The organism is Nocardia sp. NPDC058518 (genome assembly GCF_042719655.1).
Classification (GTDB): domain Bacteria; phylum Actinomycetota; class Actinomycetes; order Mycobacteriales; family Mycobacteriaceae; genus Nocardia.
In genome coordinates, this window is the sequence record NZ_JBHXNJ010000018.1 from 52,499 (window position 1) to 71,163 (window position 18,665).

The window sequence follows — 18,665 nt, forward strand, 5'->3', positions numbered from 1 at the left end:
GAAGGGAGGGGCGGGCTGATGCGGCCTGTTCTCGATGATGATCACACCGGCGTCCTCGCAGCGAAACAATTCGCCGAATCGGGCTATCTGATCGTGCCGGGATTGATCCCGGACGAATTGTGCGCGCGGGTATTGCCGGAAGTGGACCGATGGGTGGACCAGGGGCTACGTGCCCGATCCATCGACAGTTGCCGTGATCCCGCGACTTTCGGAATCCCGCCGGTGATGGAATTGGAATTGCCCGCGCACGGGGAAATATTGACGCACCGGCCGCTGATGGCGATCCTGTCCCAGCTCCTCGGACCCGATTTCGTATTCCACCACCTGCACAGTGACCGCCATGACGCGACCATCGCGGCGAAATCCTGGCATCACGACTACGAACCCAATGATCTGGCCGATTCCTCGTTGGCGATGGTGCACACGCTGCACTATCTCAACGGACTCGATGACACGATGGCCGCGCTGGTCATACTCCCCGGGTCGCATCGTGACCTGCGCGGCAAGTCGGCGATGGCGCACCTGGGCACCGACCCCATCGCTGGTGAAGTGGTGATCGATTCGCTGCCGCCGGGTTCGACGGTGCTCTTGCATTCGGCATTGCTGCATGCTCGACGACTGTCGGCGACGACATCGGACCGGCATCGCTACTTCGTCGATGCGTCCTATTGCCAGACCGGCGCGGCGCGCTGGCGGCCGGTGAAACCGTATTGGCGCCATATGCTCGCCCGTGCGCGGGAGCTGGGCCTGGGCGCCGGTCTGTCGCCGGAGCTATTCGCCGACAAGCATTTCCGAGACGATATCGCACAGGGATAGGGGCGCTGAGGGTCATGAGAATCGTCGGAGACAGCGATCTCGCCGAGGTATTGGCGATCTATCGGGATGAGCATTGCGCGCACGGCGCGGAAGAGGGTGTGCGGTTTCGCGAGGGCGAGGACAATCTTCGCCGGGGTGACGAATTGTCGGGCACCTGGACCAAGGTGCTGTTGTCGCGGGCCGATCTGGCCGCTGTCACCCTGCCCTGGCATCTGAGCGAGGGGGGCGACCGGGAACTGGTGCCGCGCACCGGGCTGACCGTCGAGCAGGCCGCCGCGCGGCTGCGCACCGAGCACGCCGATCTGGTTGCCGCCAATCCGGTGTGCACGGGGTTGATCACCGCTCTCGCCGAGGCGCCGTTCACCACGGTGTTCCTCAGCGCCGCTCCGGCGGGGCACAGCGACTACGCCGATCTGCGTGCCGAGGAAGGTCTGTTCCATCTGGATGGACTGCACCGCATGATCGCTTGGGAACTCGCGGGCAGACTTCCTGACGGGGATCTGATCGAGGGTGTCGTGGCCGGTGAACTGCGTGGTGAAGGTCTTCGGCGATGAGCGTGGACACTCTGATCGACCTGTTGCGGCACAACGCCCTCGAGTATCCACAGCGGCCGGCGCTGGCCGATGCCGACCGTGTATTCACCTATCGTGAGGTCGGGCGAATAGCCGAGGTGACCGCGGACCGGCTGCGCGCGGCGGGGATCGGCCGCGGCGATCGTGTCGCCGTCCTGGGCGAACGAGACGCCCGTCAGTGTGCGCTGATGTTCGGGGTGTGGTGCTGCGGCGCGGTCGCCGTTCCGGTCGAATCCTCGTGGAGCACTGGACAATTGCGTCGACGTCTCACCGCTGTCGGTGTGCGCTGCGCGGTGTCGGCGGCGGTAGACGACCACGGATCCCTCGTCATCGATCCGGTCGAGGCGATCGGGCGTGACCCGCTGGGCGGCGGGTCCCCTGTCGAGGCCGGTGACCTCGCGTATCTCTCGTTCACGTCCGGGTCCTCCGGTGAGCCGAAGGCGGTGGCGGTCACGCACGGCAATGCCACGCACTACGCGCGGTCACTGTGCGAACGACTCGGTTTCGACGCCGACAACGCGCCGTGCGTCGGGCATGTCACCACATTGGCCGCGGACCTCGGACATACGGCATGGTTGCTCGCACTGGCCAGCGCCGGTTCGGTGCACGTCGTCGCCGATCGCGACACCCGGGACCCGGCGGCCTTCTGGCCCGCGGTGCGCCGTGCCGGTATCTCGGTACTGAAGACGACCCCCTCTCATCTGAGCGCACTCGAACAGGGCACGGACTGCGCGCCCTTGGACGTGGTGCTGCTCGGTGGCGAGCCGCTCTCGCGCGCCACCGCCGCGGACCTGCTCTCGCGCGGCATCGCTCAGCGGGTGGTGAATCACTACGGACCCACGGAGGCGACCGTCGGCGCGGCCTGCTTCGTCGCCACCGCGGCGGCCGAATTGCCCGAGGAGGAGGTCGTTCCCATCGGAACGGCCATCGGCGCGACGACGCTGTGCCTGCTCGACGACCGGGGCTACCCGGTTCCCGATGGAGCCGAGGGCGAGCTCTACATCGGTGGAAAAGGCGTCACCGCAGGCTATTTCGGGTCGCCGGGCGAGACGGCGCGAAAGTTCGTCCCGCGGGGCGGCGACCGGGTCTACCGCACCGGCGACATCTGTCGTCGGCGGGCGGACGGAGCGCTGGTGTTCCTGCGTCGCGTCGACCGTCAGGTGAAAGTCCGTGGGTTCCGGGTCGATCCCGCCGAGGTCGAACGGGCCGCCGAGTCGGTGCCCGGGGTCGAGCGGGCAGCCGTGGTCGTCCAGTCGACCGCGATGGGCAATCGGCTCCGTGCGGCCGTTCGGCTGACGCCGCACACCGGCGGTGACACGGCCACACTGGCGGCGCTGCGCGCCCACCTGCACGAGGTACTACCGGATTACGCAGTGCCACAACCGATCTTCGTGCTGGCCGAACTACCGCTGGGGTCCACCGGCAAGCTCGATCGCGTCCGCGTCACCGCGATGGTGACCGAGCTGCTCGACTCCCGAGCGAGCGGCGCCACCGGTGAGACGCGTCGAGGTGACGATCCGGCAGGCGCTCTCGCCCACAGCATCGCCGCATTGTGGGCCGGTGCGCTGGGCGTGCAATCGGTGGATACCGAAGCCGACATCATCGATCTCGGTGGCGACTCGATTCTGGCGATGCGCACGATCGCCTTTCTGTACCGGCGTGGTCAGCGCGTCACTTTCGACGACTTCTACCAGCACCCGACCCCACGGCGTCTGGCAGCGGTCGCGCGACCGATCGAATCCGGTGCCTCGACGGACTCCGCGCGTCGGCAGCCCGTGCGGCGGCTCGGGCCTGCCCAGCGGTGGATGTTCGCTCAGCCGGTCGCCGATCACCGGCAGTGGAATCAGTCGGTGGTGCTGCGCTGCGGCAACTCCGTCGATGCCGGTGTGCTGTCGCGCGCGGTGACCGATCTCGTCGGCCGACATGCCGTCCTGCGCACCGAGATCGGGCCGACCGGGCCGGGCGTCAGCCGTGACATCGAGGAGGGGGAGACGGTGTCGTTCTCCCGGCTGCCACGCTCGGCCGCCGAGATCGCCGAATTCGTCGAGGACACCTGCACCGACCTGCACCTCAGCCTGGACCCGGCCGCGGGTCGGCTCATCCGCGTGCACCTGTTCGACGGCGGCGGCGATCACGACGACCGCCTCGCCGTGGTGGTGCACCATCTGGCCGTCGACGGGTTCTCCTGGCACATCCTGCTCGACGATTTCGCCTATGCGTATCGAACGGCATTGCACGGCAAGCAATTCGATCTGCCGGGCACCGGCGACTACTACCGCTGGGCGGCCGATCGCGGCGACCGAGTGGCCGCCCAGGCACGGCGGCCCGCTCGCACGATCGGGCCCGTGCCGCGCCCGGCGAGCCTGGTGTGGACGCTGGACCGGACCGCGACGGCGGCGCTCGTTCGTGAGTACGGCGGTGCGCAGGGCCTAGAGGCGCGGCTGCTGTCGGCATTCACCGCGGCTGTGCAGCGCGGCGAGGACCAGTCGCCGCTTACGGTCGAAGTGGAGACCCACGGTCGTGATGTCGGTGACGGCGGCGGCGAGTACCTCGACACCGTCGGCTGGTTCACCGCAGCCAAATGGCTACGGCTGGAACGGCGTTCACCCTCCGAGCCCACCCACTTCGCCGCCGAGATCGAGCACCTGCTCGCGGGCACGCCCGAGCAACCGATGGACACCGCGGGTGAGCGCCCGGACATCGGGTTCAATTTCCTCGGCACTTTTCAGCTGCCGGACAAGCAGACCCTGGACTGGTCGGTCGCGCCCGAACAGGCGGGTACCGCGCGCAATCCCCACTGCGACTTGCTCTATCGGCTCAAGCTCACTGCCCGCATCGTCGAGGGCCGCCTGGTCACCGATCTCGTGCACGCGGGTTCCCCGGACTCCGACGACCGGGCGCGCCACATCATGACGCGCTTCGCCGGTGCCGTCGCCGAGTACGCGGGCACGGTAGCGGCCGACTACACGACCTCGGCGCTGTCCACCTCCGGCCAGGTCCTGCTGGCAGGCGCCCGCGCGCCGAGAGCTCGGGTGCGGGTGGTCGACGAGGCGCCACGGGTCCTGATCACCGGTGCCACCGGCTATCTGGGCGGGCACCTGCTCACCGCACTGCTCGCGCGCGACGCGCAGGTGACCTGCCTGGTGCGCGGGGAGCGAGACATCGAGGCACGGCAGCGGCTGCGCCACGTGCGGGGGATCCGGGTGCTCGCCGGTGACATCACCCGTGCGGATCTCGGGATGTCGGCCGACGCGGCGCACGTGGCAGGTCGGGCCCAGGTGATCATCCACGCCGCCGCCGACACCCGGCTGGTCGCCGCACCCGCCGAACTCGAACGAACCAATCACACCGCGGTGACCGGATTGCTCTCCTGGATCGATACGCACGCCCCGGGTGCGCGGTTCCATCACCTGTCGACCCTCGGTATCGCCGGTGGTGTGGACGGCGCGGCGCGTCGCTTCAGCGAAGCCGACCTGCGGATCGGCCAATACTTCCGGACTCCCTACGAGCGTGCGAAGTTCGGGGCCGAGCTGGCCGTGCGGCAGTGGGCCGCACGGGGGCGGCAGTGCTATATCCACCGCAGCGGCCACATCGCGGCCCATAGCCGGACCGGGGAGTTCCAGCGCAATATCGGGGACAACCGCGTCTACCAGTTGATCCGCGGGTATCTGCTCGCCGGTGCCGCACCGCGCCGGCCCGCGGTGAGTTTCGGCTTCTCCCATGTCGACACGGTCGCCGAGTCGATCGCCACGCTGGTGGGCCGACCCGCTTGCGCACCGGGTGTCTATCACATCGAAACCCCACACCTGGTGGCCCACGACGAGCTCGTCGCCTGGAGTGCCGCGGCCGGCTATCCGGTCGCCCTCACCGACGACGCCACGTTCACGGCCGCGCTCACCCGGGTCGAACGGTCGCATTCGGCGGCGGTCCGCCAGGCCATGGCGTGGTCGCACCACGACGCCGACCGCAATGTCCGCATCGACAGTGCCCGGACCGTCGCCGCGCTGAACCGGCTCGGGATCCAGTTCGCCGCACCGACCCCGCGGTGGTGGTCGACCGCGCTCGCGTGGGGGACCGGGGCCGGATACTTCCCCGCCGTCGCGACCGCCGACCGAACCGCCTGACCCACAGCCACATCGATAGGAGGTCCTATGTCCGAGCTTTCACCGGTACTCGCCCAGGCCACCCCCGTCACCGCCTGCCGCGGCGAGGGAATGTACCTGTTCGACGCCGCAGGCGAGCAGTACCTCGATTTCACCGCGGGTGTCGGGGTGACCAGCACCGGTCACTGCCATCCACGCGTCGTGGAGGCCGCCCAACAGCAGGTCGCTCGCCTGATCCACGGCCAGTACACGACGGTTCTGCACGAGCCGCTGCTCGAACTGACCGATCAGCTCGGGTCGGTGCTGCCGCCCGGCCTCAACTCGCTGTTCTACAGCAACTCCGGCAGCGAGGCGATCGAGGCCGCGGTGCGGCTGGCCAGGCACGCCACCGGCAGACCCAACATCGTGGTCTTCGACGGGTCCTTCCACGGCCGCACGATGGGTGCCGCGGCGCTGACCACCGCCTCGACCCGATACCGGGCCGGTATCGGGCCGCTGATGCCCGGTGTCGCGGTGGCACCGTTCCCGGCGGCCTTCCGCCTCGGCCTGAGTGAGGAAGCGGCCGTCGACTACGCGTTGCGTGGTCTCGATCATGTCCTGGCCACCGTGACCGCTCCCGCCGAGACCGCCGCGTTGCTCGTCGAGCCCGTGCTGGGCGAGGGCGGCTATGTGCCCGCGCCGCCGGGATTCCTTGCGGGACTGCGTGAACGGGCCGACCGCCACGGCATGCTCCTGATCCTCGATGAGGTGCAGACCGGGTTCGGCCGGACCGGGAAGTTCTGGGCGCACCAGCACGAACCGGATGTACGCGCCGACATCCTGGTCACCGCCAAGGGTTTGGCGAGCGGGTTTCCGCTGTCGGCGATCGCCGCGTCCACCGAGTTGATGCGCCGGGCCTGGCCTTCCTCACAGGGCGGAACCTACGGCGGCAATGCTGTCGCCTGCGCGGCGGCGCTGGCGACTCTGGCGGTGATCCGTGACGAGCGGTTGGTCGAGAACGCCGCGGTCCAGGGCGAACGTCTGCTCGCCGCGCTGCGCGCCGACGCGCTGGCCGTTCCCGGTATCGCGGATGTGCGCGGGCTCGGTCTGATGGTCGGCATCGAATTCTGCACGCCCGAGGGCACACCGGACCCGGACACCGCCAAGCGTGCGCAGCAGGCCGCGGCAGCGCTCGGACTGTTGTTGCTGACCTGCGGGCCCTACGGAAATGTCGTCCGCATGATTCCGGCGCTGGTGGTGACGGCCGACCAGATCGACACCGCGGTCGCGCTGTGGTCGAAGGCAGTCGGCCTCGCGACCGGTGCCGCCGCAGAGAGGAACGGGACCAACCATGGCCGACTCGGTTGAGATCAGCTGGGACGCAGCCCGGCTCGCCCGCGACCCCGAGGCGTGGTCACTGCGCCTGTCCGGCGACGACCAGCGCACCCTCGCCGCCGCCGATGACGACGCGGGCAAGGTGCGCGCCACCGTGCACGCCTTCGTCGACGCGGCCATCGAACGAGTGGGGTTCGCCCATGTCGCCGATTTCGTCGACCCCACCGTGCCGGAAGACGACGTCGTGCGCACGCTGCTGTTCGTGCTCGACGGGATCGGTGTGGTCGTCCCACAGAACGGCGCGGGCGACCTCCGCCAGGTCCTGCGCGATCGCGACGGTGACGGCGCCACCGCGCTCGGATTCCATTGCGACACCTGTGATCTGCTGGTTCTGGTGTGTCTGCAACCGGCCACGGCGGGACAGGGATTCACCCGGCTCGCCGGCGCACGGCGGGTCAACGACATCCTGGAATCCGAAGACCGCGAGACCCTTGCACTGCTGCGCGGCGACTGGACCTACGACCGCACCGGCCGCGCCGGACCGCAGGTCGTGGTGTCGCCCATTCTGTTCACCCAGCCCGACGGCACCATCGGCTGCTACTACCAGACCCGAACCGTGCGGGCATCTCTGAATCCGGACGACCCCGCCGACGCTCCCCGGCTCGCCGCGCTCGATGTGCTCGACGAGGTACTGCATCGTCCCGGCGTCGGCTTCGACCTGATGATGGCCGCGGGCGATCTGCTGATCATCCGCAACAGCCGGGCACTGCACGGTCGATCGCCCTACATCGACCAGCCGGGACCGAAAGCGCGCCGCATCCTGCGGCTCTGGGTGGACAAGGAGACCCGATGACCGCCGACGATCGCATCGCCCTTGTCACCGGCGCGGGCAGTGGGCTGGGCAGGGCGGCTGCCCTCGCGCTGCTGGAACAGGGCTGGTCGGTGGCCCTGACAGGCCGCCGCGAGGCGCTGCTGAAGGAAACCGCCGACATCGCGAACGTCCCCGCGAACCGAGTGCTGGTGGCGCCCACCGACATCACCGATCCCGCCGCGGTCGCCGACCTGTTCGCCGGAGTAGAGCGGCATTTCGGCCGACTGGACCTGCTGTTCAACAACGCCGGGGCGGCGGTCCCGCGCTGTCCCATCGAGGACATCCGCGTCGAGGACTGGAGCCGAGCCCTCGACACCCTCGTCACCGGCGCGTTCCTGTGCGCGCAGCAGGCCTTTCGCCTCATGCGCGCCCAATCGCCCGGCGGCGGCCGGATCATCAATATGGGCGCGCCGTCCGCGCACGCGCCCAGACCCAACGCCATCGCCTACACCACCGCCAAACACGCGCTGCTCGGCTTGACCAGGGCGCTGTCGCTGGACGGACGGGCACACGGAATCGCCTGCGGGCAGATTGATGTCGGCAATGTGACACCGCCCGACGGCAGTGGGCAACCGGCGGCGCGGCAGGCCGACGGCACGCTGTCGGTCGAACAGACCATCCCGGTCGAGCGGTTCACCGAGGCGCTGGTGCTGATGGCCTCGATGCCGCTGGATACGAATATCCAGTTTCTCGGCGTCTTCCCGACGACGATGCCGTTCGTGGGGAGGGGCTGAGACCATGGGCAGTGCGGGTGTTCCGCTGCAACGTCGAATCGAGATCCTGTGCGAGGGCGACGCGCAGGCCAGGGCCGCAATCCGCGACGCGGGCCTCTCGGCGGCGGTTCGGGAACCCGCACTGCCGCTGGCACATCTCGTCGACATGGTGATGACCGGCTACGGCGGTCGACCGGCCTTCGGGCGGCGGGTCACCGAACTCGCCGTCGACAGTGAAACCGGATGCCGGACAACGCGATTGACGTCACGATTCGACACCATCAGCTATCGGGAGCTGTGGCATCGTGTCGGCGCTGTCGCGGCGTCTTGGCATGGTGGCGACTTCGGGCTGCGCCCCGGCGATTTCGTCGCGATCGTCGGGGTCACCGGTGGTGACTACGCCACGCTCGACCTGGCGTGCGTGCATCTGGGTGTGGTGGCAGTTCCGTTGCAGGCGAACGCGTCCGTGCACGAACTGACCGCGATTCTGGCCGAGACCTCGCCGCGGATCCTCGCGGTCGGCGTGGAGTTTCTTGAGCGCATTGTGAAAAGTGTTCCAGCAGAGTGCATTCCGTGCGAGCTGATCGTCTTCGACGTGAACCCCGGCGACGACGAGCACGCCCGGATCCTCGACGACGCCCGGCGTCGGCTGCCCACCGTCGCCGTGAACACCCTCGACGCGATCGTCACCGCGGGGCACGCTGAGCCGCCGGCCCCGCTGTTCGCCGGTGACGGTGATTCGATGAGCCTGCTCATCTACACCTCGGGCAGCACCGGAACCCCCAAGGGCGCGATCTACCCGCAGCGGCTTGTCACCCGGATGTGGCTCAACGCCAGCCCGGTGCCCGCCCTCACCCTCGCCTACATGCCGATGAGCCATGTGGCGGCACGTCTTTCGCTCTACGGCACGCTCGGCCGTGGCGGCACCACCTACTTCACCGGACGCCCCGACCGGTCGACTCTGCTCGACGACCTCGCGCTGGTGCGACCCACCGAAATCGCCTTCGCACCGAGAGTCTGCGAGCTGCTGCTGCACCAGTTCCGCGACGACGTGGACCGTCGCTGCGCAGCGGGCGCGGCCCTGGACGCCGCGCGGAAGGCGGCCCTCGACACCATGCGCCGCGAGGTACTCGGCGGGCGCGCCGTGTACGCCATCTTCGGCAGCGCGCCTTTGGCCGCCGAGGCGAAACAGTTCGCCCAGGAGCTGCTCGGCTTCGAACTGCACGACGGGTACGGCGCCACCGAAGCACTCGACATCCTCCTCGACCACCGCATCCAGCGTCCACCGGTGACCGGCTACAAACTCCTCGACGTGCCAGAGCTCGGCTACTTCACCACTGATCAGCCGCATCCGCGCGGCGAACTGCTGGTACGCACGTCCACCGCCATCCCCGGCTACTACCGTCAGCCGGAGCTGTCCGCGGCGATCTTCGACGCCGAGGGTTACTACCGCACCGGCGATGTCATGACCGAGATCGCGCCCGACCACCTCGTGTATCTCGACCGGCGCAACAACGTGCTCAAGCTGTCCAACGGCGAGTTCGTGACAGTGGCCCGGCTGGAAGCCGTCTACGGGACGAGCCCGCTGATCCGGCAGATCTTCGTCTACGGCTCCAGCGAACGCGCCTACCTGCTCGCGGTGATCGTGCCGACCGACGAAGCACTCGCCGCCGGATCCGTCGACTCGGCGCTCGCGGCGTCCCTGCGCGCCGTCGCGTCGGCGACCGGGCTCGCGGCCTACGAGGTCCCGCGTGACTTCCTGGTCGAACCGCGGCCCTTCACCGCCGACAACGGTCTGCTGTCGGGTTTGGGCAAGCTCCTGCGCCCGAAGGTGCGGGCGCGCTACGAGGCGCGGTTGGAGCGGATCTATCGTGACCACGCCGACGAACAGGCGGCCGAGCTGCGTGAGCTGCGCGAGCACGCAGCCGAGCTTCCGGTGCTCGATGTCGTTGTGCGGGCCGCACGGGCGGTCGTCGGCAGTATCGAGGAGGATCTGCCCGCCGGGGCGAGCTTCACTGATCTGGGCGGTGATTCGCTGGCAGTCGTGTCGTACTCGAGCCTGCTGAGCGAACTGCTCGATGTGGAGTTGCCCGCCGGTTTGCTCATCGGACCGGGGGCGGAGTTCGGCAGGATTGCCGAATATATTCGGCACCAACGGCATTCGGCGCCGATGCCCAGCTTCGACTCTGTGCACGGGGCAGGCAGTGTCGAGGTACAGGCCGAAGACCTGACGCTGGAAGCATTTCTCGATCCAGCGACGGTGTCGGGAGTCGGCGCCCTCCCTCCGGCCGCCGGGATTGCCCGCACGGTCCTGTTGACCGGCGCGACAGGCTATATCGGGCGCTTCCTGTGCCTGGAATGGCTGCGCCGGGTGGCCGATACCGGCGGCACGGTGATCTGTCTGGTGCGCGGTGCGAACCCGGCGGCGGCACGGCAGCGGCTCGAGGAGGTCTTCGACACCGATCCCGCCCTGCGTGAAGAGTTCCGGGCGCTGGCGGCGCGACACCTCGAGATCGTCACCGGCGATGTCGCCGAACCCGTTCTCGGCGTGGGCCATTCGACCTGGGACAGGCTCGCCTCGAGGGTCGATCATGTCGTGCATGCCGCCGCGCACGTGAATCATGTTCTCCCGTACCGGCATCTGTTCGGCGTGAATGTCGTGGGGACCGCCGAGATCATCCGGCTGGCCCTGACCACCCGCGTCAAGCCGGTCGACTTCCTGTCGACGATCGCGGTCGCCGAGGCCTCGGTACTCGATGAGGACGCCGATATCAGGGTCGCCAGCCCCCGTCGCCGTATCGATGACAGCTACGCCAACGGCTACGAGGCGGGAAAATGGGCTGGGGAGGTGCTGTTGCGCACGGCACATGACCGCTGTGGGCTCCCGGTGACGGTGTTCCGCTCGAACATGGCCCTGGCACACCGCCACTACAGCGGGCAGCTCAATGTCGCGGATACCTTCACCCGACTGCTGGTGAGCCTGGGCGCCACCGGGGTCGCGCCGCCGTCGTTCACGCACGGCGGACCCGCGCGCGACCACTACGACGGGCTTCCGGTGGACTTCACCGCGACCGCCATCACGGCACTCGGCGGTGATCCGCGACCCGACCACCGGATCTTCCATGTCACCAACCCCCACGACGACGGCGTCTCGCTCGACCGGCTGGTGGACTGGCTGATCGAGGAAGGCCTACCCGTACAGCGGATCGGCAGCTATGCGGAGTGGCTCAACCGGTTCGAAGCGGCACTGACCCGCCTGCCCGAACCGCGACGCCGCCGGTCGCTGCTGCCGCTGCTGAGTGCATACCGGCAACCCGCCGAACCCCGAGGTATTCTGCCCGCCAAACGATTTCAGGACGCCCTGCGCGCTGTCGAACTGCCCATCCCGCATCTCGATCGTGCGCTGATCGGCAAGTACGTCGCCGACTTCCGGGCGCTGAACCTGCTGCGGGAGGGCGACGGGGCCTGAGCTACGTCACGATGTCAGCGAACGGCGGGATGTGGTGTCCCCACCGCGTGCATGACCAGCCGAGGAACCGCGCTGCTCGACCGTAGCGTGGCGTCAGTTCGATCGTCTGGGTGAAGTCGAGGCGAGTCCTCGCGGCGAACGCGGTGGGCACACCACCGATCGCACCGGCCGCCAGGCGCATCGCCATACCGTGACTGACCAGCACCACATCGGTCCGGGCGTCCGGCGTCAGGTACCGCACGCGCAGGTCCTCGAGCACCGGCAGGAATCGATCGAGCACGTCGCTGCCCGCTTCACCGCCGGGAACCGCGACGTCGAGCTCCCCGCGATGCCACCGTTGATAGGTCTGGTGGAATGCCCGGTGCGCGGCATCGGATTCGAGCCACTCGAAGTCCCCGGCCTGCACCTCGTGCACACCCGCCAGCACGGTTACCGGACCGCCGACTACCCGCTCGATCTGCTCGGCGGTCTGACGCGCTCGCAATGCGGCCGAGCAGAACAGCCGCGGTGACCCGGCTACCGAGGCACCGAACCGCGCGGCCTGTGCTGTACCGCGCTCGGTGAGATGTGGTCCCGGAACCCGTGTTTCGAGCCGCTTCCCGACATTGCCGTGCGACTCGCCGTGGCGCACCAGAACCAGCTTCCCCGGCAATCCCTGCCCACCGTTGTCCATGCCTCTATGTTCCGGCATGCACGGCCGGCGCGGATCGACTCGAGCTGATGGGTCAACCGGGCTGCTCGCCCACCACCAGCGGTAGCGCAGGGTCGGCGGTCCACGCGGTCAGAGATCCGTCGTAGACGGACACATCATCGCGCCCGGCGAGGGCCAACGCATGCGCTAGTGCCGTTGCCGCGACGCCGCCGCCGCAGTAAGTGACGGGTGTGATCGCTGGATCGAGCAGACCTGCGGCAGTGAACAGTGCTCGCAGTTCCTCGACGGGGCGTAGCGCGCCGGTCTGCGGGTCGCGGATCTGGTCGATGGGCAGGTTGATGCTTCCGGGGATGTGGCCGGGTCGAGCGAAGACAGCTGTCTCGCCGCGGTACGTGGCGGCGTCGAGGACGCCGACGATGAGCGACTTGTTGTCGGCGATCGCGGCCTTCACCTCGTCGGTGGACCGGATGAGGTCGGGCCGACGGTGGGCGGTGAAGGTCGCCGGTGTGGGCGTCACCGGCGAATTCGAAACCTCGGCGCCCGCCGCTCGCCATGCGGGCAGGCCGCCGTCGAGGACCGCGACGTCATCGAAACCTTCCAGGCGCAAGTGCCACCAGAAGCGGGTAGCCCAGATTCCGTCGTGCTGGTCGTAGACGACGACGCGCACCCCGTCGCCGATGCCGATCGCGCCCGCGGCTGCGGCGAAGCGCTCCGATTCCGGTGCGGTACAGGGCTGATCGGACGCGGGATCGGCGAAGTCGGCGAGCAAGTCCGCGAACACCGCGCCAGGGACATGCGCTGCCGCGTACGCGGTACGCCCCGACTCGAGCGTGAACGTTCCGTCTTCGAGCACTGTGAAATCGGTGCTCGCGTCCACGACGAGTAGATCGGGCTCGCCGTGCTGGTCGCGAAGCCAGGAGACGGACACTGTGTGGGGGATAGCCTGCCCCATGTGGACCTCCGATCATGCTGGTGGACAACGAATTCCAAATCTAGCTAGCACCGTCGGGTCATCGCCAGACCACCGATCGGCGTGATCGAAATCAGTCCCTTCGAGGCCATCGACTTGAACTCAGGGATACAGTTAGCTTGCCTTCCGAGATGACATCGATGAACTGTCGCGTTACCGTTGATCCCGAGACCGGTTGATCCCGAGACTGTTCGACGAGACGAGGAGGCTACTCGCCCGGCTCCAGTCGCGCCGGGCCGCAGACGAGCCCCGGACCCGAGGTCGGTGCCCAGGCCCCCGCCGGCGTCCTTCCCGTTGCGCGCACGGTTACCATCGCATTCCGGGCGCCGGCAATGGTCAATTCTGTTCCGGTAATGGACTGTGCGAGCGTGTAATTCAGTTGTGATCTGCAAGATATAAGATCATGGGATTCATATGTTGAACATCACTCTGAATTGCGCTGTGTCGCTGGTACTTTGACAACCGGAGGGGAATTTCGCGGCCCTCGACGGCGTGGTCGTGGAAGCTTGGCTTGCTGCACCAGGGAGACTTCATGACCAATCGTCCTGTGTTCGGTTCGGAAGGCGCGTCGCCACCGAGCGTAATGAATGTTATGTCGGAACGTCAGAAAGTGGTGTCGATCAAAACCTCCCGAATCTCGGGATGCGTCGATCTGGCGAGATGTGGTCGTGCGGAATCGGCTTGGTGTGAACGTCGGGACGCGCGGCTGACCGACAGAATCGACTATCTGTCCGGCGTCGGTCGCGCCGAGGCACGCCTGCGTTTCGGCGATGCCGACACGCTGTGCGGCGGCGTGCAGAATATGCTTTTCGTGCACTGCGGAATCCTGGACCGCGAGATCATCGTCCGGCGATCGGAACTCGTGCTCGACACCGAATCCGACGAGCCCGACCCAGGGTGTCTGTGGCTGGCTCTGCTGGCCCTGGTCTACGCGGACCGATGTGCGGAGGCCGCCGCGTACTGCACCCGGCTGCTGTCCGCCGAGCGTGGCGAGATCCCGTTTCGGCTCTTCGAAGCGCTGACGCTCATCCGCGCCAGGATCGACGCGCAGTCCGGCCGCCCCGCGGCGGCGATCGCGGCGATGGAACCGCTGCTGCGTCGCGGTGTGTCACCCGCACTGCGCGGTATCGCGCTGGCCTGGCTCGTCGAGGCGCTGGTTCAGGTCGGCGACCTCGGCAGCGCGCGGTGTCTGTTCGAGGACCGGATGAGCGCGGTGGAAGCGATGCCCGACCACGCCCACGTGCTTGCCGCCCGCGGCGCGCTGCACCGTGCCGAAGGGGACCTCGAGCGCAGCCTGGCGGACTACCTGGCCTGCGGAAAGGTGCTGACCGCACTGAATGTCGCCAACCCGGCGATCATTCCGTGGCGCTCGCGCGCCGCGCTGGTGGCGGCCGTGCTCGGCCGCTGCGACCTCGCGGCGGCACTGGCCGACGACGAGCTCGCGGCTGCCCGGCGCTGGGGCTCACCGGGGGCGGTGGGGCGGGCCTTGCACGCGGTCGGCATGGCGCGGCGCAACAGTCGGTCGGTGGCCACGCTCGAACGTGCCGTGGAGCTGCTCGAACTCGCAGAAGCGCGCTACGAGCTGATGGGCGCACTGTGTGATCTGGGGCATCTGCACGCGGTCGAGGGCGACGCGGAGCGGTCGCGGTGGGCGGTCGCGGCGGCCACCGAGCTAGCGGCCGCCGCAGGCAGCAGACCGGTACTGCAGCGTGCGGGCTCGGTGCTCGGCACGCTGGACAACCAGCATCGGGAGACCGGCTTGACCAGGCAGGAGCGCAAGATCGCCGGTCTCGCGGTGCGCGGGCTCAGCAACAAGGAAATTGCCGAGGAGCTGTTCCTGACGGTGCGTACGGTCGAGTTCCACCTGTCCAATGTGTACCGGAAACTCGGAATCGCGGGCCGGCGTCAACTGGCCGGGGTGATGAATGCGCAGGAGTGCGCGTGAAGTAGTTTCCGTTTGTCGAATTACCCGGACGGCAGTCGTGCTCCGCGCGGCTGCCGTCCTTTTGTGCATCGGTCCCGAACCCGTTGTCCCCGTGCTGATCCTGTGGTTTCCCCGGGGAGAACCTACGGGTCGACCGTAGAGTCGTTCCGCAGCTCTTGAATCATCACCGAATCCTGTGCGAGATTTTCGGTGATCGGTGAGCAGCGTTGTCGCCGAATAATTCTCGAACTTCTCCGATACCGCTTCGGTATTCACGATATTCGGCGAGAGGAATAGACCATGTCTGCCAACCCGTCCCGTGAGGAACTCGTCGAGCGTGCCACGAAGCTGGCGCCGTTGTTGCGTTCACGGGCTCGGTGGATCGACGAGAACCGTCGCCTGCCCGACGATGTCATCGAAGCGATCGAGGAATCCGGACTGCTGAACATGCAGGTCCCCGCGCAGTACGGCGGATACGAATCCAGCACCCGCGATTTCGTGGACGTGCTCGCCGAGGTCGCCCGCGGCAACACCTCGGTGGCCTTCTGCCTGTCGATCTACGCCTCGCTGACCTGGATGTCGGCGCTGTGGCCCGATGCGGCGCTCGACGAGGTCTTCGCGACACCGAACGTGCGGATCTCGGGCACGACCGCGCCCACCGGTACCGCGACGAAGGTCGATGGCGGCTGGGTACTGAACGGCACCTGGCGCTTCAACTCCGGTGTGCTGCACGCGCACTGGAAGGTCACCGTGGCGCTGCCGACCGAGCCTGGTGCCGCGCCGGTGCCGATCTTCGCGCTGGTGCCGACGGCTGATCTGCGGATCGTCGATGACTGGTACACCTCGGGGCTGGAGGGCTCCGGCAGCGTCTCGACGGTGGCTGAGAACGTTTTCGTGCCCGAGCACCGCGTGATCACCGGTGAGGACTTCTACCTGAACCGGGCCAAGTCGGCGGTGAACGTGCTCAAGCCGAAGTACTCGGCGCCGGTGCTGGTACCGGTCACCGCGATCCAGACCGGTCAGCTGGTCGGCGCGGCGCGGGCGGCGCTGGCGGCGTTCGTCGAACGGCTGCCCGGCCGGCCGATCACCTACACCGACTACCCCAGTCAGCTCGACGCCCCGGTCACCCATCTGCAGGTCGGTGAGGCGGCCTTGCTGATCGAGGACGCCGAGGCGCGGGCGCGCACGTTCGCCGACGTGATCGATGCGAAGGCCGCGGCGAACGAGGCGTGGACCGAACAGGAACGGGTCTGGTCGCGGGTGCAGATCGGCTGGGTGGCACACCAGGCCAAGCAGGCGGTGGAGATCCTGGCGCAGGCCAGTGGTGGCTCCTCGATCCAGCGCGACGTGCCGATCGCGCGGTTGCAGCGCGATGTCCACGCGACCTCGCTGCACGCGATGATCACGCCCAGCGTGAACATCGAGCTCTACGGCCGTTCGCTGGTCGGCCTGCCGCCCAACACCGTCTACCTGTGACCGTGACGAAGCGACAGGGAGCCGGAACCATGCGCAAGGTACTCATCGCCAATCGGGGCGAGATCGCGGTCCGCGTCGTGCGCGCGTGCCGCGACGAAGGATTGGCCGCGGTCGCGGTCTACGCCGAACCCGACCGGGACGCACCCCACGTGCGGCTGGCCGACGAAGCGTACGCGCTCGGCGGTGACACGCCGGCGACCAGCTATCTCGATGCCGCGAAACTGCTTCGCGCCGCGGCCGCCGCCGGGGCCGACGCGGTGCACCCCGGCTACGGATTCCTTTCCGAGGACGCTGATTTCGCCCAGGCCGTGCTCGACGCCGGGCTCACCTGGATCGGCCCGCCGCCCGCGGCGATCCGTGCGCTCGGCGACAAGGTGTCGGCCCGCCGCATCGCCGACGCGGTCGGCGCGCCGCTCGTACCGGGCACACCGGACCCGATCGGTGGCGCGGCGGAAGCGGTGGCTTTCGCCGACCGGCACGGTCTGCCGATCGCGATCAAAGCCGCCCACGGCGGCGGGGGACGCGGGCTGCGGGTGGTGCGCGACCGCGCGGATATCGCAGAATTGTTCGACGCCGCGGTGCGCGAAGCCACCGCCGCCTTCGGGCGCGGGGAGTGCTTCGTGGAGCGCTACCTCGAGCAGCCGCGTCACGTCGAAACCCAGTGTCTCGCCGATGCGTTCGGGCACGTGGTGGTCGTGTCGACGCGCGACTGCTCGCTGCAGCGCCGCCATCAGAAGCTCGTGGAGGAGGCGCCTGCGCCTTTCCTCACCGATGCGCAACGCGACGAGCTGTACCGGGCGTCGAAGGCGATCCTGTCCCGTGCGGGCTATGTGGGCGCGGGCACCTGCGAGTTCCTGATCGGACGTGACGGCACGCTGTCATTCCTCGAGGTGAACACCCGGCTGCAGGTCGAACATCCCGTGAGCGAGGAAGTGACCGGAATCGACCTGGTGCGGGAGATGTTCCGGATCGCCCGCGGTGAACCCCTCGGCTACGACGACCCGCCGGTGCGCGGGCACGCGCTGGAGTTCCGGATCAACGCCGAGGACCCGGGCCGCGGATTCCTGCCCGCGCCGGGCACGGTGACGAAATTCGCCGCGCCCTCGGGGCCGGGGGTGCGGGTCGACACCGGCGTGGAGCAAGGATCGGTGATCGGCCCGGCCTGGGACTCGTTGCTGGCCAAGGTGATCGTCACCGGCGCCGACCGCGATCAAGCGCTCGCGCGCTCGCGCCGGGTCCTCGCCGAACTCGCCGTGGACGGGGTCGCGACGACACTGCCGTTCCACCAGGCGGCGCTCGATGACCCCGCCTTCACCGGCGCGCCGTTCACCGTGCACACCCGCTGGATCGAGACCGACTTCGACAACCGCATCGCCGCGCAGGACATCGCGGGGGAGGCGACATCGGAACCCGAACGGGAGACGGTGGTCGTGGAGATCAGCGGACGACGGGTCGTGGTGTCGCTACCGGCGCCGGACCGGGTCGGCGCCGGTCTCGCGGCACCGCGCCGGAGTGCTCGCACACGGCGCGATGGACGCGGCGGCGTCACCTCCGACGCACTCGTCGCGCCGATGCAGGGCACCGTCGTGAAAATCGCTGTGGCAGAAGGTCAATGGGTCGATTCCGGTGATCTCGTCGCTGTGATCGAGGCCATGAAGATGGAGCAGCCGCTCACCGCGCACCGCGCGGGCATCGTGCGCGAACTGACCGCCACCGTCGGCACGACGGTGAGCTCCGGCACCACCGTGTGCCGACTCGACGACTCCGGAAGTCATGCGGCATGAA

General features: G+C 68.4%; 12 protein-coding genes. 10 read left to right on the forward strand and 2 right to left on the reverse strand.

Going from position 1 to position 18,665, the window contains the following annotated elements; genetic code table 11:
* The first annotated feature begins 18 nt into the window (after positions 1–18).
* From ACFWPX_RS26910 to car, 7 genes are read left to right on the forward strand one after another with little or no spacing between them, the layout of a single operon-like run.
* Positions 19–816, forward strand: a complete 798-nt coding sequence (locus ACFWPX_RS26910; protein WP_378930100.1) for a phytanoyl-CoA dioxygenase family protein — start codon at positions 19–21, stop codon at positions 814–816.
* A gap of 14 nt (positions 817–830) precedes the next feature.
* Positions 831–1,370 (forward strand): DUF6309 family protein, encoded by a 540-nt coding sequence (locus tag ACFWPX_RS26915; RefSeq protein WP_378930102.1) that lies wholly within the window; start codon positions 831–833, stop codon positions 1,368–1,370.
* Positions 1,367–5,512, forward strand: a complete 4,146-nt coding sequence (locus tag ACFWPX_RS26920) for an AMP-binding protein (protein WP_378930104.1) — start codon at positions 1,367–1,369, stop codon at positions 5,510–5,512. The genes ACFWPX_RS26915 and ACFWPX_RS26920 overlap by 4 nt, the downstream gene beginning before the upstream one ends.
* Positions 5,513–5,539: 27 nt before the next feature.
* Positions 5,540–6,838: an aspartate aminotransferase family protein gene (locus ACFWPX_RS26925; RefSeq protein WP_378930106.1), complete on the forward strand. Its 1,299-nt coding sequence runs from the start codon at positions 5,540–5,542 to the stop codon at positions 6,836–6,838.
* Positions 6,822–7,658 carry a TauD/TfdA family dioxygenase gene (locus tag ACFWPX_RS26930; RefSeq protein ID WP_378930108.1) on the forward strand — a complete coding sequence of 279 codons (837 nt, stop codon included), beginning with the start codon at positions 6,822–6,824 and terminating at the stop codon, positions 7,656–7,658. The genes ACFWPX_RS26925 and ACFWPX_RS26930 overlap by 17 nt, the downstream gene beginning before the upstream one ends.
* On the forward strand, positions 7,655–8,410 hold the full coding sequence (locus ACFWPX_RS26935) for an SDR family oxidoreductase (protein WP_378930110.1): 756 nt from the start codon (positions 7,655–7,657) through the stop codon (positions 8,408–8,410). Before ACFWPX_RS26930 ends, ACFWPX_RS26935 begins: the two co-directional genes overlap by 4 nt.
* 4 nt (positions 8,411–8,414) lie before the next feature.
* Positions 8,415–11,858 carry a carboxylic acid reductase gene (car, locus tag ACFWPX_RS26940; protein ID WP_378930112.1) on the forward strand — a complete coding sequence of 1,148 codons (3,444 nt, stop codon included), beginning with the start codon at positions 8,415–8,417 and terminating at the stop codon, positions 11,856–11,858.
* A gap of 1 nt (position 11,859) precedes the next feature.
* Here car and ACFWPX_RS26945 read toward each other — a convergent pair whose 3' ends face one another.
* Positions 11,860–12,531, reverse strand: coding sequence for a histidine phosphatase family protein (locus ACFWPX_RS26945; RefSeq protein WP_378930114.1), 672 nt, complete (start codon positions 12,529–12,531; stop codon positions 11,860–11,862).
* Positions 12,532–12,583: 52 nt separating this feature from the next.
* Entirely contained in the window at positions 12,584–13,462 is an 879-nt protein-coding gene (locus ACFWPX_RS26950; RefSeq protein ID WP_378930116.1) for a sulfurtransferase, read from the reverse strand.
* Between the two features lie 610 nt (positions 13,463–14,072).
* Here ACFWPX_RS26950 and ACFWPX_RS26955 point away from each other — a divergent pair.
* From ACFWPX_RS26955 to ACFWPX_RS26965, 3 genes are all read left to right on the forward strand, one after another.
* The gene (locus tag ACFWPX_RS26955) at positions 14,073–15,425 is read left to right on the forward strand and encodes a LuxR C-terminal-related transcriptional regulator (protein WP_378930118.1); all 1,353 of its coding nucleotides are present in this window, start codon (positions 14,073–14,075) and stop codon (positions 15,423–15,425) included.
* Positions 15,426–15,704: 279 nt separating this feature from the next.
* Positions 15,705–16,880: an acyl-CoA dehydrogenase family protein gene (locus tag ACFWPX_RS26960; protein ID WP_378930121.1), complete on the forward strand. Its 1,176-nt coding sequence runs from the start codon at positions 15,705–15,707 to the stop codon at positions 16,878–16,880.
* A 29-nt stretch (positions 16,881–16,909) separates the two neighbouring features.
* Positions 16,910–18,664, forward strand: coding sequence for an acetyl/propionyl/methylcrotonyl-CoA carboxylase subunit alpha (locus tag ACFWPX_RS26965; protein WP_378930123.1), 1,755 nt, complete (start codon positions 16,910–16,912; stop codon positions 18,662–18,664).
* Position 18,665: the final 1 nt, after the last annotated feature.

What these genes read in the sequence shown, in the direction of transcription:
- ACFWPX_RS26935 (WP_378930110.1), top strand. Translation starts at nt 7,655, where the DNA reads ATGACCGCCGACGATCGCATCGCCCTTGTCACCGGCGCGGGCAGTGGG.
- ACFWPX_RS26915 (WP_378930102.1), top strand. Translation starts at nt 831, where the DNA reads ATGAGAATCGTCGGAGACAGCGATCTCGCCGAGGTATTGGCGATCTAT.
- car (WP_378930112.1), top strand. Translation starts at nt 8,415, where the DNA reads ATGGGCAGTGCGGGTGTTCCGCTGCAACGTCGAATCGAGATCCTGTGC.
- ACFWPX_RS26965 (WP_378930123.1), top strand. Translation starts at nt 16,910, where the DNA reads ATGCGCAAGGTACTCATCGCCAATCGGGGCGAGATCGCGGTCCGCGTC.
- ACFWPX_RS26930 (WP_378930108.1), top strand. Translation starts at nt 6,822, where the DNA reads ATGGCCGACTCGGTTGAGATCAGCTGGGACGCAGCCCGGCTCGCCCGC.
- ACFWPX_RS26950 (WP_378930116.1), bottom strand. Translation starts at nt 13,462, where the DNA reads ATGGGGCAGGCTATCCCCCACACAGTGTCCGTCTCCTGGCTTCGCGAC.
- ACFWPX_RS26910 (WP_378930100.1), top strand. Translation starts at nt 19, where the DNA reads ATGCGGCCTGTTCTCGATGATGATCACACCGGCGTCCTCGCAGCGAAA.
- ACFWPX_RS26925 (WP_378930106.1), top strand. Translation starts at nt 5,540, where the DNA reads ATGTCCGAGCTTTCACCGGTACTCGCCCAGGCCACCCCCGTCACCGCC.
- ACFWPX_RS26920 (WP_378930104.1), top strand. Translation starts at nt 1,367, where the DNA reads ATGAGCGTGGACACTCTGATCGACCTGTTGCGGCACAACGCCCTCGAG.
- ACFWPX_RS26960 (WP_378930121.1), top strand. Translation starts at nt 15,705, where the DNA reads ATGTCTGCCAACCCGTCCCGTGAGGAACTCGTCGAGCGTGCCACGAAG.
- ACFWPX_RS26955 (WP_378930118.1), top strand. Translation starts at nt 14,073, where the DNA reads ATGTCGGAACGTCAGAAAGTGGTGTCGATCAAAACCTCCCGAATCTCG.
- ACFWPX_RS26945 (WP_378930114.1), bottom strand. Translation starts at nt 12,531, where the DNA reads ATGGACAACGGTGGGCAGGGATTGCCGGGGAAGCTGGTTCTGGTGCGC.